General features: G+C 69.7%; 21 protein-coding genes, 1 tRNA gene, 1 other RNA gene and 1 pseudogene. 13 read left to right on the forward strand and 11 right to left on the reverse strand.

Features of this window, described 5'->3' with window-relative positions:
- Positions 1-19 precede the first annotated feature (19 nt).
- Both pip and Q9R39_RS01050 read left to right on the forward strand, forming a co-directional pair.
- The gene (gene pip, locus Q9R39_RS01045) at positions 20-1,003 is read left to right on the forward strand and encodes a prolyl aminopeptidase (RefSeq protein ID WP_159371074.1); all 984 of its coding nucleotides are present in this window, start codon (positions 20-22) and stop codon (positions 1,001-1,003) included.
- Between the two features lie 67 nt (positions 1,004-1,070).
- Positions 1,071-2,564, forward strand: a complete 1,494-nt coding sequence (locus tag Q9R39_RS01050; RefSeq protein WP_311276966.1) for a CYTH and CHAD domain-containing protein — start codon at positions 1,071-1,073, stop codon at positions 2,562-2,564.
- A 193-nt stretch (positions 2,565-2,757) separates the two neighbouring features.
- Here the strand turns inward: Q9R39_RS01050 and Q9R39_RS01055 are convergent, their stop codons facing one another.
- The 6 genes from Q9R39_RS01055 to cobC all read right to left on the reverse strand — a co-directional run bounded on the left by Q9R39_RS01055 (position 2,758) and on the right by cobC (position 8,468).
- The gene (locus Q9R39_RS01055; protein WP_311276967.1) at positions 2,758-4,200 is read right to left on the reverse strand and encodes an RNB domain-containing ribonuclease; all 1,443 of its coding nucleotides are present in this window, start codon (positions 4,198-4,200) and stop codon (positions 2,758-2,760) included.
- Between the two features lie 26 nt (positions 4,201-4,226).
- Positions 4,227-4,641, reverse strand: an RNA gene (rnpB, locus tag Q9R39_RS01060) — RNase P RNA component class A.
- Between the two features lie 48 nt (positions 4,642-4,689).
- Positions 4,690-5,382 (reverse strand): histidine phosphatase family protein, encoded by a 693-nt coding sequence (locus Q9R39_RS01065; RefSeq protein ID WP_311276968.1) that lies wholly within the window; start codon positions 5,380-5,382, stop codon positions 4,690-4,692.
- Between the two features lie 4 nt (positions 5,383-5,386).
- Positions 5,387-6,124, reverse strand: a complete 738-nt coding sequence (locus Q9R39_RS01070) for a zinc ribbon domain-containing protein (protein ID WP_058253125.1) — start codon at positions 6,122-6,124, stop codon at positions 5,387-5,389.
- An 81-nt stretch (positions 6,125-6,205) separates the two neighbouring features.
- Positions 6,206-7,348, reverse strand: a complete 1,143-nt coding sequence (locus tag Q9R39_RS01075; RefSeq protein WP_311276969.1) for a Nif3-like dinuclear metal center hexameric protein — start codon at positions 7,346-7,348, stop codon at positions 6,206-6,208.
- Positions 7,326-8,468, reverse strand: coding sequence for an Rv2231c family pyridoxal phosphate-dependent protein CobC (gene cobC, locus Q9R39_RS01080; protein ID WP_311276970.1), 1,143 nt, complete (start codon positions 8,466-8,468; stop codon positions 7,326-7,328). Before cobC ends, Q9R39_RS01075 begins: the two co-directional genes overlap by 23 nt.
- A 30-nt stretch (positions 8,469-8,498) precedes the next feature.
- Here cobC and Q9R39_RS01085 point away from each other — a divergent pair, with 30 nt between their 5' ends.
- Together Q9R39_RS01085 and Q9R39_RS01090 are read left to right on the forward strand one after the other, a co-directional pair.
- A complete protein-coding gene (locus tag Q9R39_RS01085) occupies positions 8,499-9,185 on the forward strand; it encodes an HAD hydrolase-like protein (protein ID WP_277243712.1) in 687 nt (228 codons plus the stop codon).
- Between the two features lie 50 nt (positions 9,186-9,235).
- A complete protein-coding gene (locus Q9R39_RS01090) occupies positions 9,236-9,715 on the forward strand; it encodes a low molecular weight protein-tyrosine-phosphatase (RefSeq protein ID WP_058253128.1) in 480 nt (159 codons plus the stop codon).
- Between the two features lie 306 nt (positions 9,716-10,021).
- Here Q9R39_RS01090 and Q9R39_RS01095 read toward each other — a convergent pair whose 3' ends face one another.
- Positions 10,022-11,026 (reverse strand): putative zinc-binding metallopeptidase, encoded by a 1,005-nt coding sequence (locus tag Q9R39_RS01095; protein WP_058253129.1) that lies wholly within the window; start codon positions 11,024-11,026, stop codon positions 10,022-10,024.
- A 37-nt stretch (positions 11,027-11,063) separates the two neighbouring features.
- Here Q9R39_RS01095 and Q9R39_RS01100 point away from each other — a divergent pair, with 37 nt between their 5' ends.
- On the forward strand, positions 11,064-12,050 hold the full coding sequence (locus tag Q9R39_RS01100) for an SURF1 family cytochrome oxidase biogenesis protein (RefSeq protein WP_311276971.1): 987 nt from the start codon (positions 11,064-11,066) through the stop codon (positions 12,048-12,050).
- On the opposite strand, the gene Q9R39_RS01105 is transcribed toward Q9R39_RS01100, so the two are convergent.
- Positions 12,028-13,032, reverse strand: coding sequence for a cobalamin biosynthesis protein (locus Q9R39_RS01105; RefSeq protein WP_058253130.1), 1,005 nt, complete (start codon positions 13,030-13,032; stop codon positions 12,028-12,030). The genes Q9R39_RS01100 and Q9R39_RS01105 overlap by 23 nt on opposite strands.
- A 43-nt stretch (positions 13,033-13,075) precedes the next feature.
- On the opposite strand from Q9R39_RS01105, the gene Q9R39_RS01110 reads away from it, so the two are divergent.
- From Q9R39_RS01110 to Q9R39_RS01120, 3 genes and pseudogenes are all read left to right on the forward strand, one after another.
- A complete protein-coding gene (locus Q9R39_RS01110) occupies positions 13,076-13,885 on the forward strand; it encodes a spermidine synthase (RefSeq protein WP_078112781.1) in 810 nt (269 codons plus the stop codon).
- Positions 13,886-14,014: 129 nt separating this feature from the next.
- On the forward strand, positions 14,015-15,994 hold the full coding sequence (locus Q9R39_RS01115; RefSeq protein WP_311276972.1) for a protein kinase domain-containing protein: 1,980 nt from the start codon (positions 14,015-14,017) through the stop codon (positions 15,992-15,994).
- Between the two features lie 64 nt (positions 15,995-16,058).
- Positions 16,059-16,786: pseudogene (locus Q9R39_RS01120) on the forward strand (endonuclease domain-containing protein); the annotation flags it as partial.
- Positions 16,787-16,859: 73 nt separating this feature from the next.
- On the opposite strand, the gene Q9R39_RS01125 reads toward Q9R39_RS01120, so the two are convergent.
- Positions 16,860-17,684: a maleylpyruvate isomerase family mycothiol-dependent enzyme gene (locus Q9R39_RS01125; RefSeq protein WP_311276973.1), complete on the reverse strand. Its 825-nt coding sequence runs from the start codon at positions 17,682-17,684 to the stop codon at positions 16,860-16,862.
- Between the two features lie 158 nt (positions 17,685-17,842).
- On the opposite strand from Q9R39_RS01125, the gene Q9R39_RS01130 reads away from it, so the two are divergent.
- From Q9R39_RS01130 to Q9R39_RS01150, 5 genes are all read left to right on the forward strand, one after another.
- On the forward strand, positions 17,843-19,408 hold the full coding sequence (locus Q9R39_RS01130; protein ID WP_311276974.1) for a protein kinase domain-containing protein: 1,566 nt from the start codon (positions 17,843-17,845) through the stop codon (positions 19,406-19,408).
- Positions 19,409-19,478: 70 nt separating this feature from the next.
- Complete coding sequence (locus tag Q9R39_RS01135) at positions 19,479-20,462, forward strand: YafY family protein (RefSeq protein WP_065630075.1); 984 nt, start codon at positions 19,479-19,481, stop codon at positions 20,460-20,462.
- A gap of 102 nt (positions 20,463-20,564) precedes the next feature.
- Positions 20,565-21,656, forward strand: coding sequence for an NAD(P)H-binding protein (locus Q9R39_RS01140; RefSeq protein WP_311276975.1), 1,092 nt, complete (start codon positions 20,565-20,567; stop codon positions 21,654-21,656).
- Positions 21,657-21,707: 51 nt separating this feature from the next.
- Positions 21,708-22,415: a type II CAAX endopeptidase family protein gene (locus Q9R39_RS01145; protein WP_078112776.1), complete on the forward strand. Its 708-nt coding sequence runs from the start codon at positions 21,708-21,710 to the stop codon at positions 22,413-22,415.
- Positions 22,416-22,586: 171 nt separating this feature from the next.
- Positions 22,587-22,658 (forward strand) — tRNA-Val (locus Q9R39_RS01150).
- Between the two features lie 56 nt (positions 22,659-22,714).
- Here the strand turns inward: Q9R39_RS01150 and Q9R39_RS01155 are convergent.
- A complete protein-coding gene (locus Q9R39_RS01155) occupies positions 22,715-23,194 on the reverse strand; it encodes a hypothetical protein (protein WP_311276976.1) in 480 nt (159 codons plus the stop codon).
- On the reverse strand, positions 23,187-23,849 hold the full coding sequence (locus tag Q9R39_RS01160; RefSeq protein WP_078112774.1) for an RNA polymerase sigma factor: 663 nt from the start codon (positions 23,847-23,849) through the stop codon (positions 23,187-23,189). Before Q9R39_RS01160 ends, Q9R39_RS01155 begins: the two co-directional genes overlap by 8 nt.
- Positions 23,850-23,919: the final 70 nt, after the last annotated feature.

Here is a 23,919-nt window from a genome sequence, read left to right on the forward strand (position 1 = left end):
CAGCACTACGCTGACGTCCATGCGGAACTTCTACCCGGAGATCGAGCCCTACGCCTCCGGCCATCTCGACGGCGGCGACGGCCAGCAGATCTACTGGGAGACCTCCGGCAACCCGGACGGCAAACCCGCCGTGTTCGTGCACGGCGGGCCCGGGGGCGGGACGTCCCCGGCGCAGCGCCGGTTCTTCGACCCGGCGAAGTACCGGATCGTCCTGTTCGACCAGCGCGGCTGCGGACAGTCCCGGCCCCACATCGCCGACGGCGCGGACCTCACCGTCAACACGACACCCCATCTCATCGCCGACATGGAGCGCCTCCGTACTCATCTCGGGATCGAACGCTGGCAGATCTTCGGCGGTTCCTGGGGTTCGACACTCGGTCTGGCCTACGCGCAAGCCCATCCCGACCGGGTCACCGAACTCGTGCTGCGCGGCATCTTCCTGCTGCGGCGCAGCGAGATCGACTGGTACTACAACGGCGGGGCCGCCCACATCTACCCCGACCTGTGGGAGAGCTACCTCGAGCCCATCCCCGTCGACGAACGCGACGGCGACCTCGTCGCGGCCTATCACCGCCTGCTCACCTCCGGGGACGCCGCGACGGCCCGCGCCGCCGCCCGCGCCTGGACGGGTTGGGAGCAGGCGACCAGCTATCTCCTCCCCCGCCCCGACGAGGAGTCGGACGGTTCCTCGACGGACGACCCCCAGAAAAAGGACACCGACCGCTTCGACCTCGCCTTCGCATCGATCGAGAACCACTACTTCGTCAATCACGGATTCCTGCGCGACGGTCAGCTCCTCGACGAGATCGACACGATCGCCTCCATCCCCGGCGTGATCGTGCAGGGCCGCTACGACGTCGTGTGCCCGATGCGCAGCGCCTGGGACCTGCACCGCGCCTGGCCGGCTGCCGATCTCCGCATCGTCGCCGACGCCGGGCACGCGTCGTACGAGCCGGGTATCAGACATCACCTGATCGAGGCCACGGACCGGTTCGCGCGGTAGCCGACGCCAGTACTCCGCACGCACCACTAAGCTCGACGGACAGCCGTCGAGAAACCAGGAGGAACAGGTGGCCGCATCCGAGCAGGTCGAGGTGGAGCTGAAGTTCGACGTGGACGCCGGACACGTGGCCCCCGACCTGCGGGTGCTGCCCGGCGTCGTCTCGGCGACGACCCCGGAGACGTTCTCACTCGACGCCACCTACTTCGACACCGAGAACCTCGACCTCGCCGGCAACAAGATCACCATGCGGCGGCGTACCGGCGGAAGCGACCAGGGCTGGCACCTCAAGCGCCCCACGGGCATTCCGGGAACCCGGCGAGAGCTGCACGTGGGCTTCGACGAGGCTCCCGCGGACGGCGACGTCCCCGCCGCACTGTCGACACCGGTCCTGGCCCACATCCGCGAACGCACCCTGATGCCGGTCGCCGTCATCTCCACGACGCGCACCGTGACCCGGTTGCTCGGCGCCGACGACGAGCCGCTCGCCGAACTCGCCGAGGACCTCGTCACCGCCCAGTCGCTCCTGCCCGGCGGTCACAGCCAGCAGTGGGCGGAGTGGGAGTTCGAGCTCCTCGCCGGTGGCACGCCGAAGCTCCTGAAGGCCGCCGACAAGGCGCTGCGTGCCGGGGGCGGCCGCGAGGCGTCGAGCGCGTCGAAACTCGCCCGTGCGATCGGCGCCACCCCGACCGTGCACGAACCGCGCCTGTCCAAGCGGCCCACCGCACTCGAACTCGTCGTCACCGACATTGCGCTGCATCGCAATTCGCTGGTCGACTACGATCCGCTGGTGCGCGTCGACGCCCCCGACGCGGTGCACCAGATGCGCGTGGCGTGCCGCCGCCTGCGCAGCGTGTTGTCGGGCTTCCCCACCGTCCTCGACGCCGAGCGCACCGCCCACATCGGCGCCGAGTTGAAGCTGCTCGCCCAGATCCTCGGCGACGCACGCGATTCAGAGGTGCAGCTCGAGTTGAGCGAATCACTGCTGCGTGGCGAGAACGCCTCGCCGGAGCTGCTCGCCGAGCTCGCCGGCACCGAGGTCACAGCCCACGATCGCGCCCTGCGCGCGGCACACGCCGCGATGTCGTCGAAGCGGTACTTCGCCCTGCTCGACAGCATCGACGGCCTGATCGCCTCGCCCCCACCGGGCCCCGACGCCGACCTCCCGGCGACCACGGTCGTCGACAAGGCGATCGCCCGCAGCCGCAAGCACATCCACCGCGCACAGGCTCGTCTCGCCGGCTTCGCCGAGGGTTCCGACGAGTGGGAGGAGCAGCTGCACACCATCCGCAAGCGCGCCAAGCGGCTGCGCTACAGCATCGACGCGACCGAACCGCTCGGGAAGAAGAAGTATCGCGAGGTCGGCGTGGCGGCCAAGAAGATCCAGTCCGCGCTGGGCGATTTCAACGACACCCGGATCAACCGGACGCGACTCGCACAGATCGCGGCGGCCGGCACCCTCGGCGGCCCCGACATGTTCGTACTCGGCCGGATCGACGCCCGGCTCGAGGCCGACGGGCACCGCGCGATCGCCGCGTACCGCCGAGTCGCCAAGGAACTCTGACCAACCGGCCGCTGGTTGAGCCGGCACCGAGCGAAGCGGGCCGCCCCCCTGCTGGTTGAGCCGGCACCGAGCGAAGCGGGCCGCCCCCCTGCTGGTTGAGCCGGCACCGAGCGAAGCGGGCCGCCCCCCTGCTGGTTGAGCCGGCACCGAGCGGAGCGAGGCGCCGAGTCGAAGCCACTCTGCCAACCACAGCTCAGACCCGGCGGAACTCCACCGTCCGGGTCACCTCGTCGGCCTTGGTCAGTTCGACGGCCACGCGGTCGCCGGGGCGTAGATCACCCGCGCTGCGCGCGACCACCGGCGGATCGGACAGGAAGATCTGCGCCTGCCTGCGCTCGGTCGCGCCCGACATCACCAGCGCGTCGAACCGCTCACCCACCCGTTCCCGCAGAATCACCGCTTCGGCGAGGTCGATGCTCGCGCGATCCGCGGTGGCGCCGAGAGTGTCGGCCGACCGCAGGATCTTGGGCAGCGTCGGCAACGCGCGGTGCACCCAGTCCGGTACCGGCGTACCGGATGCGATCGCCAGACACACCTCGGTGGCGAACCGGTCCCCGAGCCGCCGCAGCGGTGCGGTGACATGGGCATAGAGCCCACCGATCGCCGAATGCCGCATCAGCGCGTCATCGACGGGCTCGTCGGGTCCGGTGAGGGCGAGGTAGTTGGCACCCCGCATGAGCCCGGCCGCGGCCGATTGCAGGGCGAGCGTGCTCGGCTCGCCACCCGGTAGCCCCGCCAGGAACCGGCCCACCGGCAAGCCGGCCGGACACTGAACCCCGAGGGCCCGGGCAGCGGCACGCAGATCCTCGATCGCGTCCTCCTCGGCCGGCGGCAGGGTGCGCAGCAGCCCGACACCGGCCTCGGCCATGATCGTGCCCGCGCACATCCCGGCCAGCAGCGACACCTGCGAGTTCCACATGTCGGCGGGTGTGTGTGCCTCGAGATCAAGACGCCACCCGTCGGCCGTGCGGACGACCGTCTGGTCGGGCAGGTCGAGTTCGACCGCGCCCCGCGCCAGCGCGACCTCGCGTCGCAGTTCGCCGAATGCGGGCAGGGCGGCGATGGCGGGATGCAGCCGGCCGGCGGCGGCATCGGCCGAGACTTCGGCGTAGTCGAGGCGCGCGACCGAGGCGATGCGGGACCGCCGCACCCGGACATCGGTCACCGATCCGTCGCCGGCCACCCGGATCGTCCACAGCACACACAGTCTGACCTGCTCCGGCAGAAGGGAACCCGCGCCCTCGGACAGTGCGCGAGGGTGCAACGGGACCGACCCGTCCGGGAAGTACACGGTCGCGCCGCGTCGCCGGCTCTCCTGGTCGAGAGCACCTTCGGGGGTGATCAGGGCCGCGACATCGGCGATCGCGTAGTCGACGACGAACCCGTCGCCGTCGGCGGTGAGGTGCACCGCCTGGTCGAGATCTCGGGAGGTCGGCGGGTCGATCGTGACGAAGGGGACGCCGGTGTGGTCCTCGCGGACGTCGGCGTACCGGTCGGCACCCGGAGCGCCGGAGTCGATCATCTGCGCGGTGGCCCGGGCTTCGGCGAGGGCATCGTCGCCGTACTCCTCGTCGACGCCCAGTTCGGTGCGTATACCGGCGAAGTCGATGTCGGGGGCGGAGAGGATGCGCTTCACTCCCCCAACCCTAGAGAAGAGTGAGGCGAACGAGTCGGCACGTAAGCCGGATCCTGTTCCCGCACGGTCGTGAGACCGCGTGGGCGGCGACCATCCATCTGGGCACACCGTCGCCGGGTACCTCGAGCGGCCCACCCGCGGGCTGGGGCGAGCAGCCCTCGTGACGCCCGCGCACACGCACCGTGAGGTGCGTGCTTCGGCCTTGCTCCGGGTGGGGTTTACCGAGCCGGCACGGTCACCCGTGCCGCTGGTGCGCTCTTACCGCACCGTTTCACCCTTACCGACCTCGCGGCCGGCGGTCTGTTCTCTGTGGCACTGTCCCGCGGGTCACCCCGGGTTGCCGTTGACAACCACCCTGCTCTGCGGAGTCCGGACTTTCCTCGATGCGCGGCGTGGCGGGAGACCGCCCGTTCCGCGCCCCGCGGCCGCCCGGCCGACTCGTTCGCGCACTCAGGATACGCCCGGGGCGACGGCACAAAACATCCGCGGTCAGACGCGCCAGTGCGCGGCGTCGTTGACGAGCCGCACAACGGAGCCGCCGTCGTCGAAGTACTCGGCGATCGACACCGACGCGAGGTCGAGGTGCAGCCGGAACAGCAGTTCGGGTCCGACGCCGAGCGCGTCCTGCAGCAGCGTCTTGATGGGCGTGACATGCGAGACCAGCACCACGGTCTGACCCGGATACCTCTCCAGCAGTTCGGCTTTCGTCCGCGAAATGCGTTCGGCGACCTGCGCGAAGCTCTCCCCGCCGGGCGCGGGCACGGTGATGTCGGACAGCCACGCGCGGTGCAGATCCGGGTCACGCTGCGACGCCTCGGTGAACGTCAGACCCTCCCAGTCACCGAAGTCGTTCTCGATCAGCCCGGGATGTTCGACGACGTCGATCCCGGTCAGCACGGCGACCTCCTCGGCCGTCGATCGTGCACGCCGCAGCGGCGAGGTCACGATCGCGGCGATCCCCTCCTCGCGCACCACGCGCGCGGCGGCGGCGCGGGCCTGGCGTCGACCCTCGTCGGTGAGGTCCGGGTTGCCTCGCCCGGAGTAGCGCCGCTCCACCGACAGGGGCGTCTGGCCGTGCCGGAGCAGGATGAACCGGGTCGGATCGCTGCGCCGACCCTGCCACGACGGCGCCTTGGTCGCCGAATCTCCCTCGGGGACAGACTCTTCGGCGGTCGCGGTCATGTATCTAGATCCCGGACTCGGCGGTCCGCACGAGGATCGCGCCGCACTCCTCGCACCGGATCACCTCGTCGGACTGCGCCGCGGCGATGGTGGCGATGGTCCCGCGGTCGAGTTCCATCCGGCAGGCACCGCATCGGCGTGCCCGCAGCAGGCCGGCGCCGATACGGCCGCCGGCACGTTGTTTGTCGTACATCGCGAGCAGCGGCGCATCGATCTCGGCTTCGAGGGTCTCGCGGCGCTCCCGCGCGCGCGACAGGTCCTCGTCGATGGTCTCGAGGGACTTGTCGCGCCGGACCTGCGCTTCGGCGACCTTCTCCTCGAGGTGGCTGATGGTCGCCGCGGCCCGGGTGCGTTCGGACTCGACGGCCTCCTGCTGCTCCATCAGCGACAGCATCTCGTCTTCGAGCACCGCTCGCCGACGACCCAGGCCCGCGAGCTCGTGCTGCAACTCCGACAACGCTTTCGGCGCCAGACCACCGGCGGTCAACAGGGCGGAGTCCTTGGCCTCACGGTTGGCCATACCGGTCACCTCGGAGTCGATCCGGCGGTACTCGCGTCCGAGGTCCTCGGCGGCGATCTCCGCGCGCACCAGATCGTCACGGGCGGCATCGATCGCGGAATTGTGTTCGGCGATCTCGGCGTCCTCCGGCAGGGTCTTGCGGCGATGAACGAGACGATTGATCTCGGCATCGGAGTCCGCGAGATCGAGCAGCAGTCGCTGCACGGCGGCGTCGACTTTCATTGCGGTCTCCTCTTCGGCGAAAGTCCCCCCACCGTACGCGGGGGGCGCGCGAGAGCCGGCGGCGGCTCGGTTTCTCCCGAGTCAGCCCGCACTGTGCAGCGCGAACGGATCGGTCGGCGCCTCGAAGACGCTCACCGGCATGCCCAATTCGGCCTCGAGCAACGCTTCGACCTGCGCACACCACGGGAACTCGGTCGCCCAGTGTCCGGCGTCGACCAGGGCCGGCCCACCGTCGCGCAGACTCTCGTCGACCGGATGATGACGGAGATCACCGGTCAGGTAGACGTCGACGCCGAGACCGTGGACACGTCCGAGCAAGGAGTCCCCGGCCCCGCCGCACACCGCGACGGTCCGCACCAGCGCGTCCGGGTCTCCCGCGGCGCGGACACCCGCCGGGGTTCGCAACACCCGGGCGGCCTCGGCGACGAAGTCGCGCAACGTCATCGGCTCGGTGAGCGACCCGACGCGACCCAGCCCGACGTCGCTGCCCAGGTCGGCCAGTTCGAACACGTCGAAGGCCGGCTCCTCGTACGGGTGCGCGTCGCGTAAGGCGCGCAAGACGCCGGCCCGCAGTCCGCGCGAGGCGACCATCTCGACCCGCGCCTCGTCGACGTGGGTGCGCATCCCGATCTCGCCGATCGTCGGTGAGGCGTCGTCGCCGGCCTCGAATTGCCCGGTTCCGACGACCGTCCACGAGCAGTCCCGGTAGTCGCCGATCGCCCCCGCACCCGCGGCGAACATCGCCTCGCTGACCTGCTCGACGTTGCCCTCCGGCACCATCACGACCCACTTGTCCATTGCCGCAACCGGTTTCGGGTCGATGGGGACGGTGCCGCGCAGCCCGAGCCGGTCGGCCAGCGCGTCGGAGACGCCGGGCCGCGCACTGTCGGCGTTGGTGTGTGCGCACAGTAGCGCGATCCCGTTGCGGATCAGCCGATGGACGATCCGGCCCTTGGGGGTGTCGGCGGCCACGGTGGTGACACCGCGCAGGAGGAGCGGGTGATGGGCGACGACGATCCCTGCGCCGGCCGCGACCGCGGCGTCGACCACCGCATCGGTGACGTCCACGCACACCAGCACGCCGCGCGCCGGGTCGACCCGGTCGCCACACACCAGACCGACCGCATCCCACGATTCGGCGAGGGCGGGCGGATAAGCCCGCTCCACGACGTCGACCACGTCGCCCACCGTCACAGTCGCGTCAGACGCGTTCGCCGGTTCCACTGTCAGTCTCCTCTCGTACCAACTCGATCGCCCGCGTGAGCGCGCGGACCTGCGGAAGTGCCCGGACGGCAAGACGAAGATGCGAGTCGCCGAGGCCGACGAAATTGGCGCAGCTGCGCACCGCGAATCCGTGGCGGATCAGCCGCTGCTTCACCTCGGTGGCGTGGGCCATCTCGACGAGCAGGAAGGGCGCCGCGGGCTCGGCCGCCACTCGGAGCCCGATCCGCGTCAGCTCGGCGACCATCTCGGTGCGCTCGTCGGCGACCCGCCGGGCGATCCCGGCGCAGTATCGCTGCCCCTGTTCCTCGACACAGGCGGTCAGCGCGGCCAGCGCGGGGGTCGACACGGCCCAGGGCCGTCGGCCGGCGCGGAGTCGGTCGAGCAGGTCGACCGGCCCGAGCAGATACCCCGCGCGGAGTCCAGCGAGACCGAAAGTCTTTGTCACACTGCGGATCACGAGAAGGTCGGGCCAGTCGGCCGAGGCGAGGGACTGGGGTTCGAGTGACCCGTCGGCGCCCAGGGTGAGGTCGGCGAAGGCCTCGTCGACGACGAGGATCCGTCCCGGCCTGCGCAATGCGGCGATGGCCTCGACCGGGTGCAGCACCGACGTCGGGTTCGTGGGATTGCCCATGATGACGAGATCGGCGTCGTCCGGCACGGTGGTCCCGCTGTCTCCCGGACCGGGCAGCTCCCAGGGTGCGGTCAGCGCGACCTGCGTGATCGGGATGCCCGCGGCGCGGAGCACGACCTCCGGCTCGGTGAACGACGGCTGGATCAGGGCCGCGTGACGAGCCCCCAGTCGCGGGAGCATCTCGAACCCGTCGGCGGCTCCGGAGAGCAGCAGCACTTCCTCGGGGCGACGGCCGTGTGCCGCGGCGATCGCGTCGACGGCGCGTCGCTCCTGCACTCCGGTCGGATACCGCGCGAGATCGTCGAGTCCCGACCGGATGGCGTCGAGGACGAACGCGGGCGGTGTACCGCGGACGTTCACGGCGAAGTCGACGAGCCCCGGCGCGGCGTCCTGGTCGCCGTGACGTTCCGGGTCGGTCAGATCGGCGCGCGGCGGCGGTGTCCCGGCCGGGCCGGTCTCGACGTCGAGCGCGTCGTACCCAACTGTCATGTGTTCAGACCTTACGTGCACGATGGAGAGGTGACGACGACGCCGGATCCCCGCCATCCCGAGACCGTCCTACTCGTCGACCTCGACGGCACGGTCACCGACAGTTTCGCAGGTATCGAGAACAGCTTTCGGCATGCTCTCGCCGTGGTCGGGGCGCCCGAGCCCGATCCGCGCATCGTGGCCGGCATCGCCGGGCCGCCGATGATCGACACGCTGAATGCCCTGGGACTCTCGCCCGAGACGGCCGACAAGGCGATGCGCGCGTACCGAGAGCGATACACCGAGGTGGGCTGGTTGGAGAACTCGGTGTTCGACGGGATGGCCGAGTTGCTCGCCGATCTGGCCGCCGGCGGCCGGACCCTGGCGATCGCGACGTCGAAGAACCAGACCACCGCGCGTCGGATCCTCGAGCACTTCGGTCTGGCCGGACACTTCCGCTACATCGCCGGGGCCAGCGACGACGGCACCCGCCGCGAGAAAGCCGACGTGATCGCCTCCGCCCTCGCCGAACTCGGACTGCCCACCGACCCGCAGACCGGGCACGTGACCACTCCGGTCGTGATGATCGGCGACCGCAGCCATGACGTGCTGGGCGCGGCCGAATTCGGCATCTCAGCGATTCTCGTGCGGTGGGGTTACGCTCTGGGCGGGGAGGACCAGGGTGCGACCTGGGTGGTCGAGTCCGTGGCCGAACTCCGCGACGTCCTGGGTGCGTGACCTCGTACCCGACGACCGGCTGAGGCGCACATCGACTTGTTGAGGTAGCAGTGTCTGACGAACTTCACATCTGCTTCGTGTGTACGGGCAACATCTGCCGGTCACCGATGGCGCAGAACATCTTCCGAACGGCACTCGACGACGCCGGACTCGGCGGCAAGGTGCGTGTGTCCAGTTGCGGGACGAGCGGCTATCACATCGGTGAGCCGGCCGACAATCGCGCGCGAACCGAATTGGTCGCGCACGGCTACTCCGACGCACATGTCGCCGCGTTGATCGGACCTGAACATTTCGAGGCCGACCTTCTGCTCGCGATGGACGAGGGCCACGTGCGCGAACTCGAACGCAAACGTCTCGGCGACCGCACACGACTGCTGCGCTCGTTCGATCCGTCCGCGCCCGCCGACGACCTCGATCTCGCCGACCCGTACTACGGCACCCCCGACGACTTCGTGGTGACACGCGAACAGATCGAGGGTTCGATGCCGGGCCTGATCGACTGGGTGCGGGCCGAACTCGGGGTGTCCTGATCCGAAAGAACCACAAAACCGCCGGTCTGTCCTCTGCTCCCTGAGGAGCGCCCGCATTGACAAGACTCGTTGCCCTCGGAGCGAGCCCAACTACTGCTCCCTGAGGAGCGCCCGCATTGACAAGACTCGTTGCCCTCGGAGCGAGCCCAACTACTGCTCCCTGAGGAGGCCGGAGCTTGCGGAGGCCGTCACGAAGGGTCTTGAAGAGGTCGGTTGCGAAGACCCTTCGTGACGCGCCCTCCGTAAGCTCCGGGCGCTCCTCAGGGAGCAGGGGGCGGGTCGTTCTTTCGGATCAGGGACTCAGTCTCAGGCCGCCGGCGCGATGAGATTGTGCACGAAGCGGATCTTGGTCAGAACCGTCTCGGGCAGCACGAACGGGTAGAGGTCGGGATGGCCCATCGACCGGTTGATCTGGTTGAGCGCCCACGTCAGCGGTAGCCACTCGTCGATGACCCGGTCGAATCCCACGTCCCCGGGCGGCACCCCGTCGAAGGTCGTGCCCGCGGGCGCCATGGCGAACGCCGCTGCGGTGTCGAGCGTGTCGCGGATGTGCAGGTAGTGCGCGAACGTCTCCGCGAAATCCTCCGCCGGGTGCATCGTCGCGTATGAGGACACGAAGTCCTGCCGCCAGCCCTCGGGAGCGCCCTCGCTGTAGTGGCGGTCGAGAGCCGCCTGATAGTCGTCGTCGGGGTTTCCGAACAGCTCCTCGAAGCCCGCTCGTCGCTCGTCGGTGATGAGGACGAGCTGGTAGTAGTGGCCGATCTCGTGCCGGAAGTGCCCGAGGACGGTCCGGTACGGTTCGGCGAGTTCGACGCGCATCTGTTCGCGGTGGACGTCGTCCCCCTCGGCGAGGTCGAGGGTGATGACGCCGTTCGCATGACCGGTGATGACCGACTGCTTCGCACTGGAGAGCAGGTCGAAGGCCAGCCCGGACTCCGGGTTCTCCTCCCGGGTCTCGATGGGGAGCCCGAGTTCGTCGAGTTCCAGGATGAGGCGACGCTTGGCGGTCTCGGTCTGGCCGAAGATGACCAGCGCCTCGGGATCGTCGTCGCCGGGACGGGTACGGGTGAGGCGGCACGACTCACACATGGTCGGCTTGCCGCTCCACTTCACCAGCCAATTGCATTGCGCGACCTTGGTATTGGCACAGCGTTCGAGCAGCACGCCGTCCACCTCCACGCGCGCCTGGTCGTCGAGGACGTGGATGGTCCTGGTCTTCAGCCAGAAGCCGAGCGGGCTCCGGCAGTTCAGACACAGACTGTTCTCGAAGGAGAGACGCTGACCGCACTTCAAGCAGAGGAAGTCTCGCATTTCGATCAGGCTACCCCCGCTCGGTAGCCTGGGCGGTGTGCACGTACTGCGAACGATCCTCCGGCCCGGGTGGATTGCCCTCGGTCTCGTGGTCGCGGCGTTCGCGGTGGCCTGCTTCACCCTGCTCGCGCCCTGGCAGCTGGGCAAGAACTCCGACACCGAACGCCGCAACGACCTGATCCGCACTGCCACGTCGATCGAGACGGCACCGTTGGCGGAGGTGGCGCCGTCGTCGACCTTCGTGCCGTCCTCGGAGTGGCGTTCGGTGGCGGTGACCGGGCGGTACCTAACGGACCGGCAGGCTCTCGTCCGGCTCCGCAACGTCGATCAGCGCCCCGCGGTGGAGGTGCTCACCCCGTTCGCGGTCAGCGGGTCCGACCGGGTCATCCTCGTCAACCGCGGTTTCGTCCGCCCGGTCGAGGGAGCGGTCCCCGACATCCCGGCCCCGCCCGCCGGCGAGCAGACCGTCGACGGCCGCATCCGGGCCGCCGAGAGCGTCAGCACCGATCGCGGCACACGCGTCGAGAACGGCGCACTGACCGTCGCGACCATCAACCCGGGGCTGGTGTCCGCGGCGACGTCCACCCCGATGGACGACTTCTACCTGCAGCTCTCCCCCGACCAGCCGGGCTCGCTCGGCGAGATCCCGCTGCCCCAGCTCGACACCGGCCCCTACCTGTCGTACGGCCTGCAGTGGCTCGCCTTCGGCGTGATGGCCCCCCTCGGCGTCGGCTACTTCCTCTACTCCGAGATCCGCGCCCGTCGCCGGGCTGCCGCTGCCGCGACCGAGACTTCGGCGACCGCGGCCGCCGGCACCGCCGTCGACCAGCCGTCCGACCCGGTCGCCGCTGCCACCACGACCGTCGAGTCCCGCTCCCAGCGCCGGCAGCACCGTCGAGAGGAATTGCGGGCCGCCGCCGGGACCACAGTGACCCAGCAGGTCGGCGACATCGGCCATGGCCCGCGCGCCGACGACGAGTCCAGCGACGTCCGCGACAAGCTCACCCGGCGATACGGCGGCTGAGCCGCCTCGCCGCGGCTCCGACGCCCGGTCGTACCACGGCGACGACCGCGCAGGTGAGCACCGTCGCGCGTTGCACGCGCCGCGACAAGGCGACCGCGGCCCGGAGATCGGCCGGCCCCGGCGCCGGTCCGGAACCGAGCGTCGGACGCATCTCGACGCCGTACGGGTAGACGGTCCGACCGCCCAGCTGCACCCCCAGCGCCCCGGCGAACCCGGCTTCGACGACCCCCGCGTTCGGACTCGGGTGGGCACTGCTGTCCCGGCGCCACGCCGCGATCGTCCGCCGCGGGGCGCCGCCGATCACCACCAGCAGCGAACCCGCCAGCCGCGCGGGCAGCAGGTTCACGAGATCGTCGAGGCGCGCAGCCGCCCAGCCGAAGTTCCGGTAGCGCTCACTCCGATAGCCGACCATCGCATCGAGCGTGTTGACCGCCCGATACCCCAGCACTCCGGGGACACCCGCCAATGCACCCCACACCAGCGGACCGACGGTCGCATCGGAGGTGTTCTCGGCGATCGACTCGAGAGCTGCACGGCAGAGCCCCGCCTCGTCGAGTGACTCCGGGTCCCGGCCGCACAGGCTGGGAATGAGCGCTCGCGCACCCTCGAGGTCCTCGGCCTCCAACGCTTGCGCGACCGCATCGCCGACCCGACACAGCGACGTGCCGCCCAGCGCCACCCACGTCGACGCCGCGGTCACCGCGACGCCGACAACGCCTGCAGATCGCCGACCGGGCAACGCCGCGAGCGCCACCGTCGAACCGACCATCACCCCGACCAGCCCGACGCCCGCCGCCCGCGAGTCCCGGTACATACGCCGCTCGACCGCACCCGTCAGCCGTCCGAATCCGGCCACCGGATGACCGCGCGACGGATCACCGAACAGCTCGTCGAGCACGAACCCGGCCACCAACCCCGCCGCGGTGACGTCACCACGACGGCGATCGGGGTGCGGACTACGGAAACGCGACGGTCTGGGCACCGCGCGATGGTATCCACAGATGGTCGTGCCACACTTGGCCCCCGTGGCCCGGACAACCGCACACCCGACACCCGGTCGGTACGACATCGACACCGGCGTCGCCGAGTTGAGCCCCGACACCATCGCGGGCGGGTGGCTGCTGACCATCAACGGGGCGCACAGCTCGCACATCCACCCCGACGACCCGACCGCGCTCGACTTCGAGTACCTGCGGCAGATGGCGGCCGTCATCGACGAACGGCACCCCACGACCGATCGGCTACGGGTCCTGCATCTCGGTGGGGCCGCCTGCGCGCTGGCGCGCCACCTCGACCACCGCTACCCGGACGCCCGCCAGGTGGCCGTCGAGATCGACGCCGAACTCGCACGCCTCGTACGGGAGTGGTTCGACCTCCCCCGGGCGCCGAAACTCCGGATTCGGGTCGGCGATGCGCGGCAGGTCGTCGAGTCGCTGCAGCCGGGCACCCGCGAGGTCGTCGTGCGGGACGCGTTTGCCGGCGACCGCACCCCACGGCACCTCACGACGCGCGAATTCACCGAACGCGTCCGCGACGTCCTCGTCCCCGGCGGCCTGTATCTCGCCAACTGCGGCGACAGCCGGGACCTCGCCGGCGCCCGCGCCGAAGCCGCGACCGTCGGATCGGTGTTCGGCCATCTCGCGCTCATCGCCGACGCCGCGATGTTCAAAGGTCGACGCACCGGCAACATCGTGATCGCGGGCAGCGACACCCCGCTCGATCCGTCGGCCACGCTCGTCCGCACCCTGCTCAGTGATCCGCTACCGGCGCAGATCCTCTCCGGTGCCCGGGCCCGCGAGTTCGCCCGCGGCGAGGCCCTGACCGACAAGCCCTGAGCACCGGGTGGTCGCGCAGCCACCCGCCGGACGCGGAGTCGTGACCCGGCTGCCGGCACACGCTGCGCACCTGTCGTCGCCAATGGATAGGGTTGGGTTCGATCCCGACGCCGAGGAACCGAGGATGACGTGAGCGATCCATCGTCGCGTGCGGGTACGACGCTGGGTCCGTACCGCATCGACAGACTCCTGGGTCGTGGCGGTATGGGTGAGGTCTACGAGGCCTACGACACCGTCCGGGAACGCCGCATCGCCCTGAAACTCCTGCCCCCACACCTGGTGCACGACAGGGACTTCCGCGAGCGCTTCGAGCGGGAGTCGAAGACCGCGGCGAAGCTCTCCGACCCGCACGTCATCCCGATCCACGACTGGGGCGAGAAGGACGGCGTCCTCTTCATCGACATGCGGCTCGTCGACGGGCAGGACCTGCGCAAGCTGCTCGCCGCCGGTCCGCTGCCCGCCGCCCGGGCGGTAGCGATCCTCGGCCAGGTGGCGTCGGCTCTCGACGCCGCGCACCGCAACGGCCTCGTCCACCGAGACATCAAGCCGGACAACATCCTCGTCGACGCCGACGACTTCGCCTACCTCGTCGACTTCGGCATCGCGCAGGGCGCGAGCGACAGCCGCCTCACCCAGATCGGGACCGCGCTCGGGACACTCGCCTACATGGCGCCGGAGCGGTTCGGCGACGACCCCGCCGGGCCGAGTTCGGACAACTACGCGTTGGCCTGCGTGTTGTACGAAAGTGTCACCGGTCAGACCCCGTATCCGGTGAAAACCGACCAGGGTCTGATGGCCGCGCACATCACCAAGGAACCGCCGACGATGGGCGGTCCGCTCGACCCGGTCATCGCGCGCGGACTCGCCAAGGATCCGGCGCAGCGCTATCCGACGGCGCGCGAACTGATCCGGGCCGCGGCGTCGGCGCTGACCGAACCGCCCGCGTCGTCGGCACCGCCGACGGTGACACCGCGCATCGTGACACCGCCCCCGATGGCCCCGCCCACCTACGCGCCCGGAGGGGCCGGCGCCGACGCGTTTCGCAAGCCCGGGAGTCCGGTCCCCTCGGATCGCACGGTCATCTCGCCCGGCACACCCGCGCCCGGACAGCCCGGCAGCGCCCCCGGGTTCGGGCCACCGCCGGGACCGTCCGGCCCGCAACGACATTCGGGTCCCCAGTCCTATTCGGGCCCCCAGTCGCATTCGGGCGCGCCGTCCTACCCGGGTCCCCAACGCTCGGGTCCCCAGTCCTATTCGGCTCCCCAGCGCTCCGGCCCGCAACAGTTCTCCGGCCCGCAACAGTTCGCGGGCCCGGGCCAGTGGGGCACCCCGACCGCCCCGCCGCGGAAATCGAACACCGGACGGAATGTGGCCATCGCGGTGGGTGCCGGGCTGGTCGTGATCGCGCTGGCGCTCACCGGCATCATCGTGGTCCTGGCCGGTTCGGGCGGCGGCGACCCGGCCCCGCCGAGCACGTCGACCAGCGCGATCCCGGCGGGCACCGTTGCGTGCGACTACCCGACACGAACCGCGGTCGGCGGCATCACCCAGCCCGCTCCCGCCCCGAGCCAGCCGAACACCGGAACGGTCGACGCGCAGATCCCCATTGCCGGCCAGGGCACGATCGACCTGACGCTCGACCGTGCCGAGGCGCCCTGCAACGTGGGGGCGATGGTGTCGTTGATCGAGTCCGGTTTCTACGACAACAGCAAGTGTCACCGCGCGTCGCGGCAGTACCTGATCTGCGGCTCGTCCGGCGGCCGGGAGGGCACCAACCCGGGCTGGACCAGCCCGGACGAGCTGCCCGAGAACCTGCCGTCGGCGGGCACCGACGACGACGGCGTACCACAGGTCACCTATCCGCGCGGCACCGTCGGCATCCTCGATCTGCCAGACGACGAAGGCGCGACCGGCTCGACGACGTTCTTCCTGCTCGCCGACGACACCGACCTCCCGCTGACCTACTCGACCGTCGGCACCATCGACCCGTCCGGACTCGCCGTCCTCGACAAGGTCCTGGCAGGCGGTTTCACCCCGAATGCCCCGGGTGCGGCGTCGGGCCCGCCGAAGCAGAACCTGCTGATCCAAAAAGCGACCGTCGGCGGGTGACCCGCGGAGTCCATGTGGATCCAGTTGCGGTTTGTCCCGGCAACCGGGACAAACCGCAACCGGAATTCTGGGCCATCACCGATCGGCGCGCGCACAGGCACGGATCGCGGTGCTCTCCGTGAGCTCGACGCCGCGTTGGGTGGGGTTGCCGCCGCTTGGTGGTTGGGCCTTCACCCGAAAGAACCCCGAAAACACCTGGTGTTCACCGGCTCTCACGGAGCGCATTCGCGCTCGTCGGCGACTGCGGTGGTCCGGCACCGCCGCCTGACCGACGCCGACGTCACCACGCACGCCGACCTCAGGGTCACCGCAGCGGCGCTCACCGTCCTCGACGCCTCCGCCGAACTCGGAATCGCTGTCCTCGATTCGGCGCTTCTCTCCGGCTAGGTGAAACTCGCCGACCTACAGGCCGCGCACTTGCGCTACCCCGGGCGGCATGGTTCTCCGGCCATCACTCAGTACTTGCGACTTCTCGGCGACGGCGCGCGATCGGAGGCGGAGCGAATCGTGGCCACGTTGTTTCGCGAGTCGGGCATAGTGAGCTGGACACCGAACGTGAGCGCCGAGGGATATGTCATCGACGTGGCCTTCACCCGGGAGAAGCTGGCTGTCGAAATCGACGGATTCGACTATCACCGCGATGTCACGACGTTTTAGCGAGACCGGACAAAGCGCAATGCGCTCATCGCCGCGGGCTGGACCGTCCTGAACTTCACCTGGGCCGACATCGTCGAACGCGGCGATCAGGTGGTGACCACGGTGAGAAATGCGTTGAGCCGTTCGGCCGCATGATCCGGTTGCGACTTGTCCCGCAAAGCGATACAAACCGCAAGCGGATCAAGACGAGCCGCAAAGGGCCACCCGACTAGATCACGTAGTTCATCCGGCTCAGGATCGCTTGTCCGAGAGCCTGATCGCCGTGCAACTCGACCGCGGACGGATCGGCATCCCGTCGGCCGCCGGCGTACCGCGCAAGATTCATCGCATCCAGCCGGATACGCACGTCGGCAGCGTCGTCGCCGCCGTCGAACTCGTCGACGACGCCCGCCCGGTCCCCGACGGCGATTCGCACGGTCCGCGGAGACACCCCGGTGATGTCGAAGAGGACGGTGCTGCCCTTCGGTGCATCGGCTCGCTTCCCGACGACGAAGGGCAACGACGCGCCGATCTCGTCGAGTGCGAACGACGCCGGGCCCGGCTCGGCCACGGCGGAACGATCGGTGCCGTCGCGCAGGTCGATCTCGTGCACCCAACAGTCGAAGATCCGAATCCGCATGAATCTCCCGTACGTGTCCGGCCCGGCGGGCGTCATTGCCTCGGCGTCGAAGTCGTTCTGCGACATGGCTTTCAGCGCCTCGGTCCGGACGCCGATGATCTCGTCGAGGGCGGCGACCACCTCGGCACGCGGCTTCGGGCGGTAATGGTCGACCCACTTCTCGTTGAGTTCGCCGATCGGGTTACGGACGTGGTCGGGGGCGCTGACCGTACGGGTGGCCTCGACGTCGCGGCCGTCGAGCATGCTTTCGGTCCCGACGATGTGGGCGACGATGTCGGCATTGGTCCAGCCGGGCAGAACCGACGGCGCCGACCACGCATCGTCGTCGAGCGCGCGGGCCAGTTCGCCGATCACGCCCCACTGCGCGATCAGAGCCTCGGTCACCTCGTCGATCGGCAGGATCGTCGTCGCCATCGTTTCTCCTCGGGTCTGGATCGGCGATCAGGGTCGCCGGCGGGTCACTCGGTTCAACCGTATCGGGGACCGATCTGCGGATCCCGGGACCCGCCGAACGGAGGACACTGCGCGGTGTCGGCCCCGGCGAACGACCCGGGCACCCTACGCTTGTCCGCGTGTCTGCATCCGTGCGCGCCGGCGACCGGCTCGGTCCGTACCTCATCGACGGGTTGATCGGCCGGGGCGGAATGGGCGAGGTGTACCGCGCGACCGACACCCGCAAGGACCGGGTCGTCGCCCTGAAGCTGCTCAGCCCTCAGGTCGCCGACGACCCGGCTTTCCGTGACCGGTTCCACCGCGAGTCGCGCGTTGCCGCCCGCCTCAACGATCCACACGTCATCCCGATCCACGACTGGGGAGAGATCGACGGGCGCCTGTTCATCGACATGCGCCTGGTCGACGGCCGCGACCTACGCACCCTGCTCCTGCAGGACGGACCCCTGCCGGCTGAACGCGCGCTGCGGATCGTCGGTCAGATAGGTGACGCCCTCGATGCTGCGCATCGATCCGGCCTCGTCCACCGCGACGTCAAACCCGACAACATTCTCGTCGACGATCGCGACTTCGCGTACCTCGTGGATTTCGGTCTCGCACAGGCGGACACCGACACACGGTTCACGAGCACCGGCACCGCGGTCGGTTCCTTCGGCTACATGGCGCCGGAGCGGTTCGGCGACGATGCCGTGGGGCCGCCCGCCGACATCTACGCGCTGGCGTGCGTGCTGTTCGAATGTCTCGCCGGAGTGCACCCGTTCGCCTCGGCGACCACCATCGAGCGGTTGATCGCCGCCCACCTCACCGCCCCGCCGCCGCGCCTCGGTGCCGCGATCGATCACGTCATCGCCCGCGGGATGGCGAAAGATCCGTCGCAGCGCCAGCTCTCGGCGGCAGCGCTGGTCGCCGACGCCGGCGCCGCCCTGCGGTCGGAGCCTCTCGGTGGCGCGCCGACGATCGTCCCGACCGGAACCCCCACCGTCGTGCCCGCCACCCCGTCGGCATCGACACCCGCCGCTCCAGCCGGGCCGTGGGACGCCACCCGGGCCGCGGTCTGGACCACACCGCCCCGCCGCCGGTCACCTCTCGTTCCCATCGTCGTGGCGACGTCCGTCGTGCTGCTGATCTGCGCCGGCGTCGTCGCCTGGGCGATCATCACGACCGAGCGGGACAACCCGGCGACCACAGCCGGCGACGCATCCGCAGTGTCCACGACCACCGAGGCGGCGCCCCAGCCGACGACGCCGACGCCGGCCGAACCGACACCCCTTCCCGGACCGACTTCGCAACCGGGCCCCGCGTCGCAGCCGGGTCCGGCACCCCGGCCGTCGGCGAGTCCTCAACCCGCAATCGTCCCCGGCGATCTCGGTCTCACCGTGCCGATGACCCGGCCGGCGTGCGACGGCACGGGGATCGTCGTGGTCGCCAACGCGACCGCACCCGGGACCTACCCCGGCGAGGTGCAGTCCTACTTGAACCAGTACCCGGGTGCGAGCTACTTGCGCACAGATCAGTCGTGTCCGTCGCTGAAGCAGGTGAGCGATGACGGCACTCCGATCTATGCGGTCTACTACGTCGCGGGCCGCACTCTCGAGGACATCTGCACGATGCGCAACCAGATCGGCGGCCTTGCATACGGCCGCTGGCTCGACTACACCACCGACCCGGAATCGCAGATCACCTGCTGACCGCGCCCCTACAGGGACGACGCGACGAACAAGGACCGGACCTGTCCGCATCGTCGGGCAAGATGGGCACATGTTGGAAACCTCCGCGCGGTTACTGGCGCTGCTGTCGCTGTTGCAGACGCGGCGTGAGTGGTCCGGCCCCGAACTCGCCGAGCGCCTCGACATCACCACCCGCACCGTCCGGCGCGACATCGACAAATTGCGCGAACTGGGCTACCCGGTGGACGCCAACGTCGGCTCGCGCGGTGGCTACCGACTGGGCGCCGGCGCGGAGATGCCGCCGCTGCTGCTCGACGACCAGGAGGTCCTCGCGGTCGCCCTAGGTCTCGACGCGGTGACGACCGGTGCGGTCGCCGACATGGCGGAGGCCTCGGCGGGCGCGCTCGCGAAGCTGCGTCAGGTCATGCCGTCGAGGCTGCGCCACCGACTCGACGCCCTGCGGATCGAGGCCGTGCCCCGTACCGCACCGGCGAGCGCGGTGTCCGCGGACCGGCTCACCGAGATCGCGACCGCATGCCATCGGAACGAGCGGCTGCGGTTCGACTATCGGCGCAACGACGGGGAGGAGAGCCGACGCGAGATCGAACCCTATCGACTCGTCCGCAACGGGAACCGTTGGTATCTGGTCGGTTTCGACATCCAACGCGGCGCCTGGCGGTCGTTCCGGGTCGACCGGATGGAACCGAAGGTGCCGACCGGACCGCGTTTCACCCCGCGCGAACCACCCGAGGGCGGCGCGGCGGCGTTCGTTCTGCGCGGTCTCGGGTCCGTCTACCGACGCGTCACGGCGCGGGTGCGTATCCATGCCTCGCTCGACGCGGTGTCGGCGATGGTCCACGAATCGTGGGGTGCACTCGAGTCCGGCGACGAGCACAGTTGCGAGATCACGCTGTACAGCACGTCGCTCGCCGAGATCGCTCGCTGGCTGTACGCCTTCGGCGCGGATTTCACCGTGATCGAACCGGTTGAACTCCGGGCCGAGTTGGTGGCCGCCGCGGAGTACCACGACCGGGTCGCCGAACGGTACCGACGGGCAGTCGTCGCGCAACCGTGACCGTCACCGACGCCGTTACCCGACCGTGACATCGGCACCGTGTCTGTCACATGGACGCTCCCGAGCCAACCGACTCCGCCGATTTTCTCTACCGTCGGTGTCATGCGACTTCTCATCACTGGCGCCACGGGGTACGTCGGTTCCCGCTTGGTGTGCGCACTGCTCAAGCAGGGACACGACGTGGTCGTCACGTCGCGGGACACCCGGAAGCTGGCCAAGTTCGGTTGGTCGGACCAAGTCAGCATGGTGACCATGGACGCCGACGACCCGGCTTCGGTCCGGAAGGCGATGTCGGACGCCGGCCAGATCGACGCGATCTACTACCTCGTCCACGCCATCGGCCAGGCCGACTTCGCGAACGGCGACCGCGACGCCGCACGCAACGTCGCCGAAGCCGCACGCGACGCCGGAGTGGGACGGATCATCTATCTCGGCGGTTTCGTGCCGTCGGACGACAAACTGTCCACCCATCTGCAGAGCCGCGCCGACGTCGCCGACGGACTGGTGGTCGACGGCGGACCCGAACTGGTGTGGCTGCGCGCCGCAGTGGTCATCGGCGCGGGTTCGACGTCGTTCGAGATCATTCGCTACATGGCCGACCGACTGCCGGTGATCCCCGAACCCGACTGGATCACCAACGAGATGGATCCCATCTCCATCCGCGACGCGGTCCACTATCTGGCCGCGGCGTGCGACTCCTCCGTCTTGCCCGCCGGGAACTACGACATCTCCGGACCCGACAGCGCACGCTACATCTCGATCCTGCACGAGTACGTGTCGGCGATCCGGATGCCGAGGCTGCGGCTACCGGTCTTCGGGATCTCGACCCGGCTCGCGGGCCGGGTCGGCGGCATGCTCGTGCCGGTCCCGGCGTCGCTCACCGAGGAGCTCGTCACCTCGCTCGACCACCCGATGACGGCGTCCGAGCACCGCATCCGCGACCTCGTCCCGCCGCCGGCGGGCGGTCTGACACCGATGCGCGAGGCCGTTCACGCATCCGTGCGGTCGCCGTATCCCCGCTCGGTGTGCGACCTCGACGACCTCCACCACCTCGCCGACACCGACCCGGCCTGGGCCGGCGGCGACTGGTTGCGGGTGAAGCGCAGCGTCGTCGAGACGATCGGCACATCCCTCGGGGTGGCCACCAAGGTCGTCGGAGTCCTCCGACCGAGTCGCGCCGATGTAGCGTCGTGACCGGTAACCCTTGATCGACCGACTCCATGACCGATCGAACTAGGTGGTGATGTGCTGGTGACCTCACTGGCGCGCGACCTGTACGACTCCGTCGCCGCGGACCGCGACCCCGATCCCGGCGCGCACTACATCCGACGACGCTGGCTGGTCGGCGTCTTCCTCGTCATCGGTGCGGTGGTTCTCGGCATCTCCCTGCGCGTGGAGCCGGGTGACGCCGCGTTCTACCCGCTGACCATCGGTCTGGCGGCGGTGTGGATCGTCGGTGCGTTCGTCTCCGGACCGCTGCGGCTCGGTGCCTTCAGCCCCACCCCCTCGCGCCCGCCCGACCGGATCGGGGCGATCGGACTCGGCGTCGTCGTCGGCCTGGCCGTGGGCGGCGCGTTCGTGGTCGGTGGCCTGGTGGCACGGATGATCCCCGGCGTCAGCGACCTCGCCAACCAGGTGCTGGCCTTCGCCGACTTCGGCAGCCTAGCCGTGGTCACCGCGATCACGATGCTCAACGGCCTCGCCGAGGAGCTGTTCTTCCGCGGCTCGGTCTACTCGGCGGCCCGCCCGCACAATCCGATCCTCGTGTCGACGGTCATTTACGTGCTGGTCACCATGGCCAGCGGCAACGTTATGCTCGGCTTCGCCGGCGCGGTCCTCGGCACCGTCTGCGCCATCCTCCGACGCAGTACCGCCGGCGTCCTGGCCCCTGCGATCACCCACGTGATCTGGGGCGCGGTGATGGTCCTGGCCCTCCCGCCCGTCTTCGCCTGACCCTCTGCTCCCCGATCCGCGAGAAGCGACCCCCATTGCTCCCTGAGGTGCGAGGAGCGAAAGCGACGGGCCTCGAAGGGCTGGCGACCCGACCACCCAGACCCGGTTTGAGCGACCGGCATCGGAGCGACTAAATTCGTGTGCGCAGCGCCACGTTCGTCAGCGCGGCACGCGCGTATAGCTCAGCGGTAGAGCTCTGGTCTTACACACCAGCGGTCAGGGGTTCGAATCCCTTTGCGCGCACTCCCCGATCTCGTAGCCCCAACCCGCGCCGAGCTCCGCTCCAAGCCCTGAAATCGCTACCGGCTCAGCCACTCTCGGGTGTACACGTCCTGCCAGCGCACCGAGATGTTGCGTCGGGCCGCGGCGCTGCTCTTGGCCCCGAGGGTGTCGAGCAGCACCTCGTCGACGATGTCGCGCACCTCGTCGGAGAGCGCGGGCAGGTCGTCGGCGTAACGGGCGATCAGGCCGACGCGCACGCCGTCGACGGTGTCACCGGCGCCGTCGACCGACGCGAAGACCGTCAGGCGGCCGAGTTCGCGTCGGGTACGCACGGCGATGAGTTGTTTGACGACGCGGTCGCTCGTGTTGACGCGCAGTTCGTCGGTCGCCAGGGTCCGAGCCGGCCGCCGAATGCGTTGCAGGCTGCCCGAGATCGAGGTGATCAGCCGGTCGACGTCACCGATGGGTTCGTCGGCGGCGATCTGCTGTGTCGCCTCGACGAGCCAGGCGTCGGCGACGTCGGTGGCCTCGAAGTCGCGTCCGTGCTTGTCAGGCACCGACCTCGCCTCCCTCCGCGTCGTCGACGGTCTCCGTCGGTGTGATTCTCGGTTTACCAGGGTTCCACGGCGCCAAACGGGTCAACAGGAACTTCCGGCTCCGTTGGAGATGACCGCGCACCGATCCCGTGGTGATGCGCAACACCTGTCCGATTTCCTCGAGCGTAAGCCCCTCGACTTCCTTCAGCCACCACGCGGCGCGCGAATTGGCGGGGAGGTTGTCCAGTTCGGCGCGCAGCGCATCCATGAGCAGACTCCGTTCGGCCATGTCGGAGGGCAGCGGTCCGGCGGCCTCGAGTTCGGCGAACCGCTCGTCGTCGAACGGGACGTCGCGTCGGCGGCGGTGGTAGTCCACCGCCTTGCGGTGCGCGATGGCGAACATCCAGGTGCGGAAGCTGCTCCGGAAAGCGAAGTCGGGCAGCCCCTTCCACGCGTCGAGCAAAGTCTCCTGCGTGAGGTCCTCGGCGGTCTGCTGACCGTCGACCATCCGCAGCATGTATCGCAGCAGACCCGGGGTCACGCGCCGGACGAGCACGTCGAACGCCTCGGTGTCGCCGACGGCGGCCGCGCCTGCGAGTTCGTCATCACCGAGCTCCGAAAGGTCCAGCGCAGACAGGTCGAGCGGCTGCCTGTGAGCTGAATCACCGATATTCATGCGTGCAACTCCCCCCGTCCGTCCCGACTGACCTTACAGACGGATCGTGAACAGCCTTTGCGATCGCGCA

Source organism: Gordonia sp. AC31 (assembly GCF_031844505.1).
Lineage (GTDB): Bacteria > Actinomycetota > Actinomycetes > Mycobacteriales > Mycobacteriaceae > Gordonia > Gordonia hongkongensis.

Bases quoted from the DNA above. Each gene is read 5' to 3' on its own strand.
- pip (WP_159371074.1), top strand. From the start codon at position 20: ATGCGGAACTTCTACCCGGAGATCGAGCCCTACGCCTCCGGCCATCTC.
- Q9R39_RS01065 (WP_311276968.1), bottom strand. From the start codon at position 5,382: ATGACCGCGACCGCCGAAGAGTCTGTCCCCGAGGGAGATTCGGCGACC.
- Q9R39_RS01070 (WP_058253125.1), bottom strand. From the start codon at position 6,124: ATGAAAGTCGACGCCGCCGTGCAGCGACTGCTGCTCGATCTCGCGGAC.
- cobC (WP_311276970.1), bottom strand. From the start codon at position 8,468: ATGACAGTTGGGTACGACGCGCTCGACGTCGAGACCGGCCCGGCCGGG.
- Q9R39_RS01095 (WP_058253129.1), bottom strand. From the start codon at position 11,026: ATGCGAGACTTCCTCTGCTTGAAGTGCGGTCAGCGTCTCTCCTTCGAG.
- Q9R39_RS01125 (WP_311276973.1), bottom strand. From the start codon at position 17,684: ATGGCGACGACGATCCTGCCGATCGACGAGGTGACCGAGGCTCTGATC.
- Q9R39_RS01135 (WP_065630075.1), top strand. From the start codon at position 19,479: ATGTTGGAAACCTCCGCGCGGTTACTGGCGCTGCTGTCGCTGTTGCAG.
- Q9R39_RS01140 (WP_311276975.1), top strand. From the start codon at position 20,565: ATGCGACTTCTCATCACTGGCGCCACGGGGTACGTCGGTTCCCGCTTG.
- Q9R39_RS01160 (WP_078112774.1), bottom strand. From the start codon at position 23,849: ATGAATATCGGTGATTCAGCTCACAGGCAGCCGCTCGACCTGTCTGCG.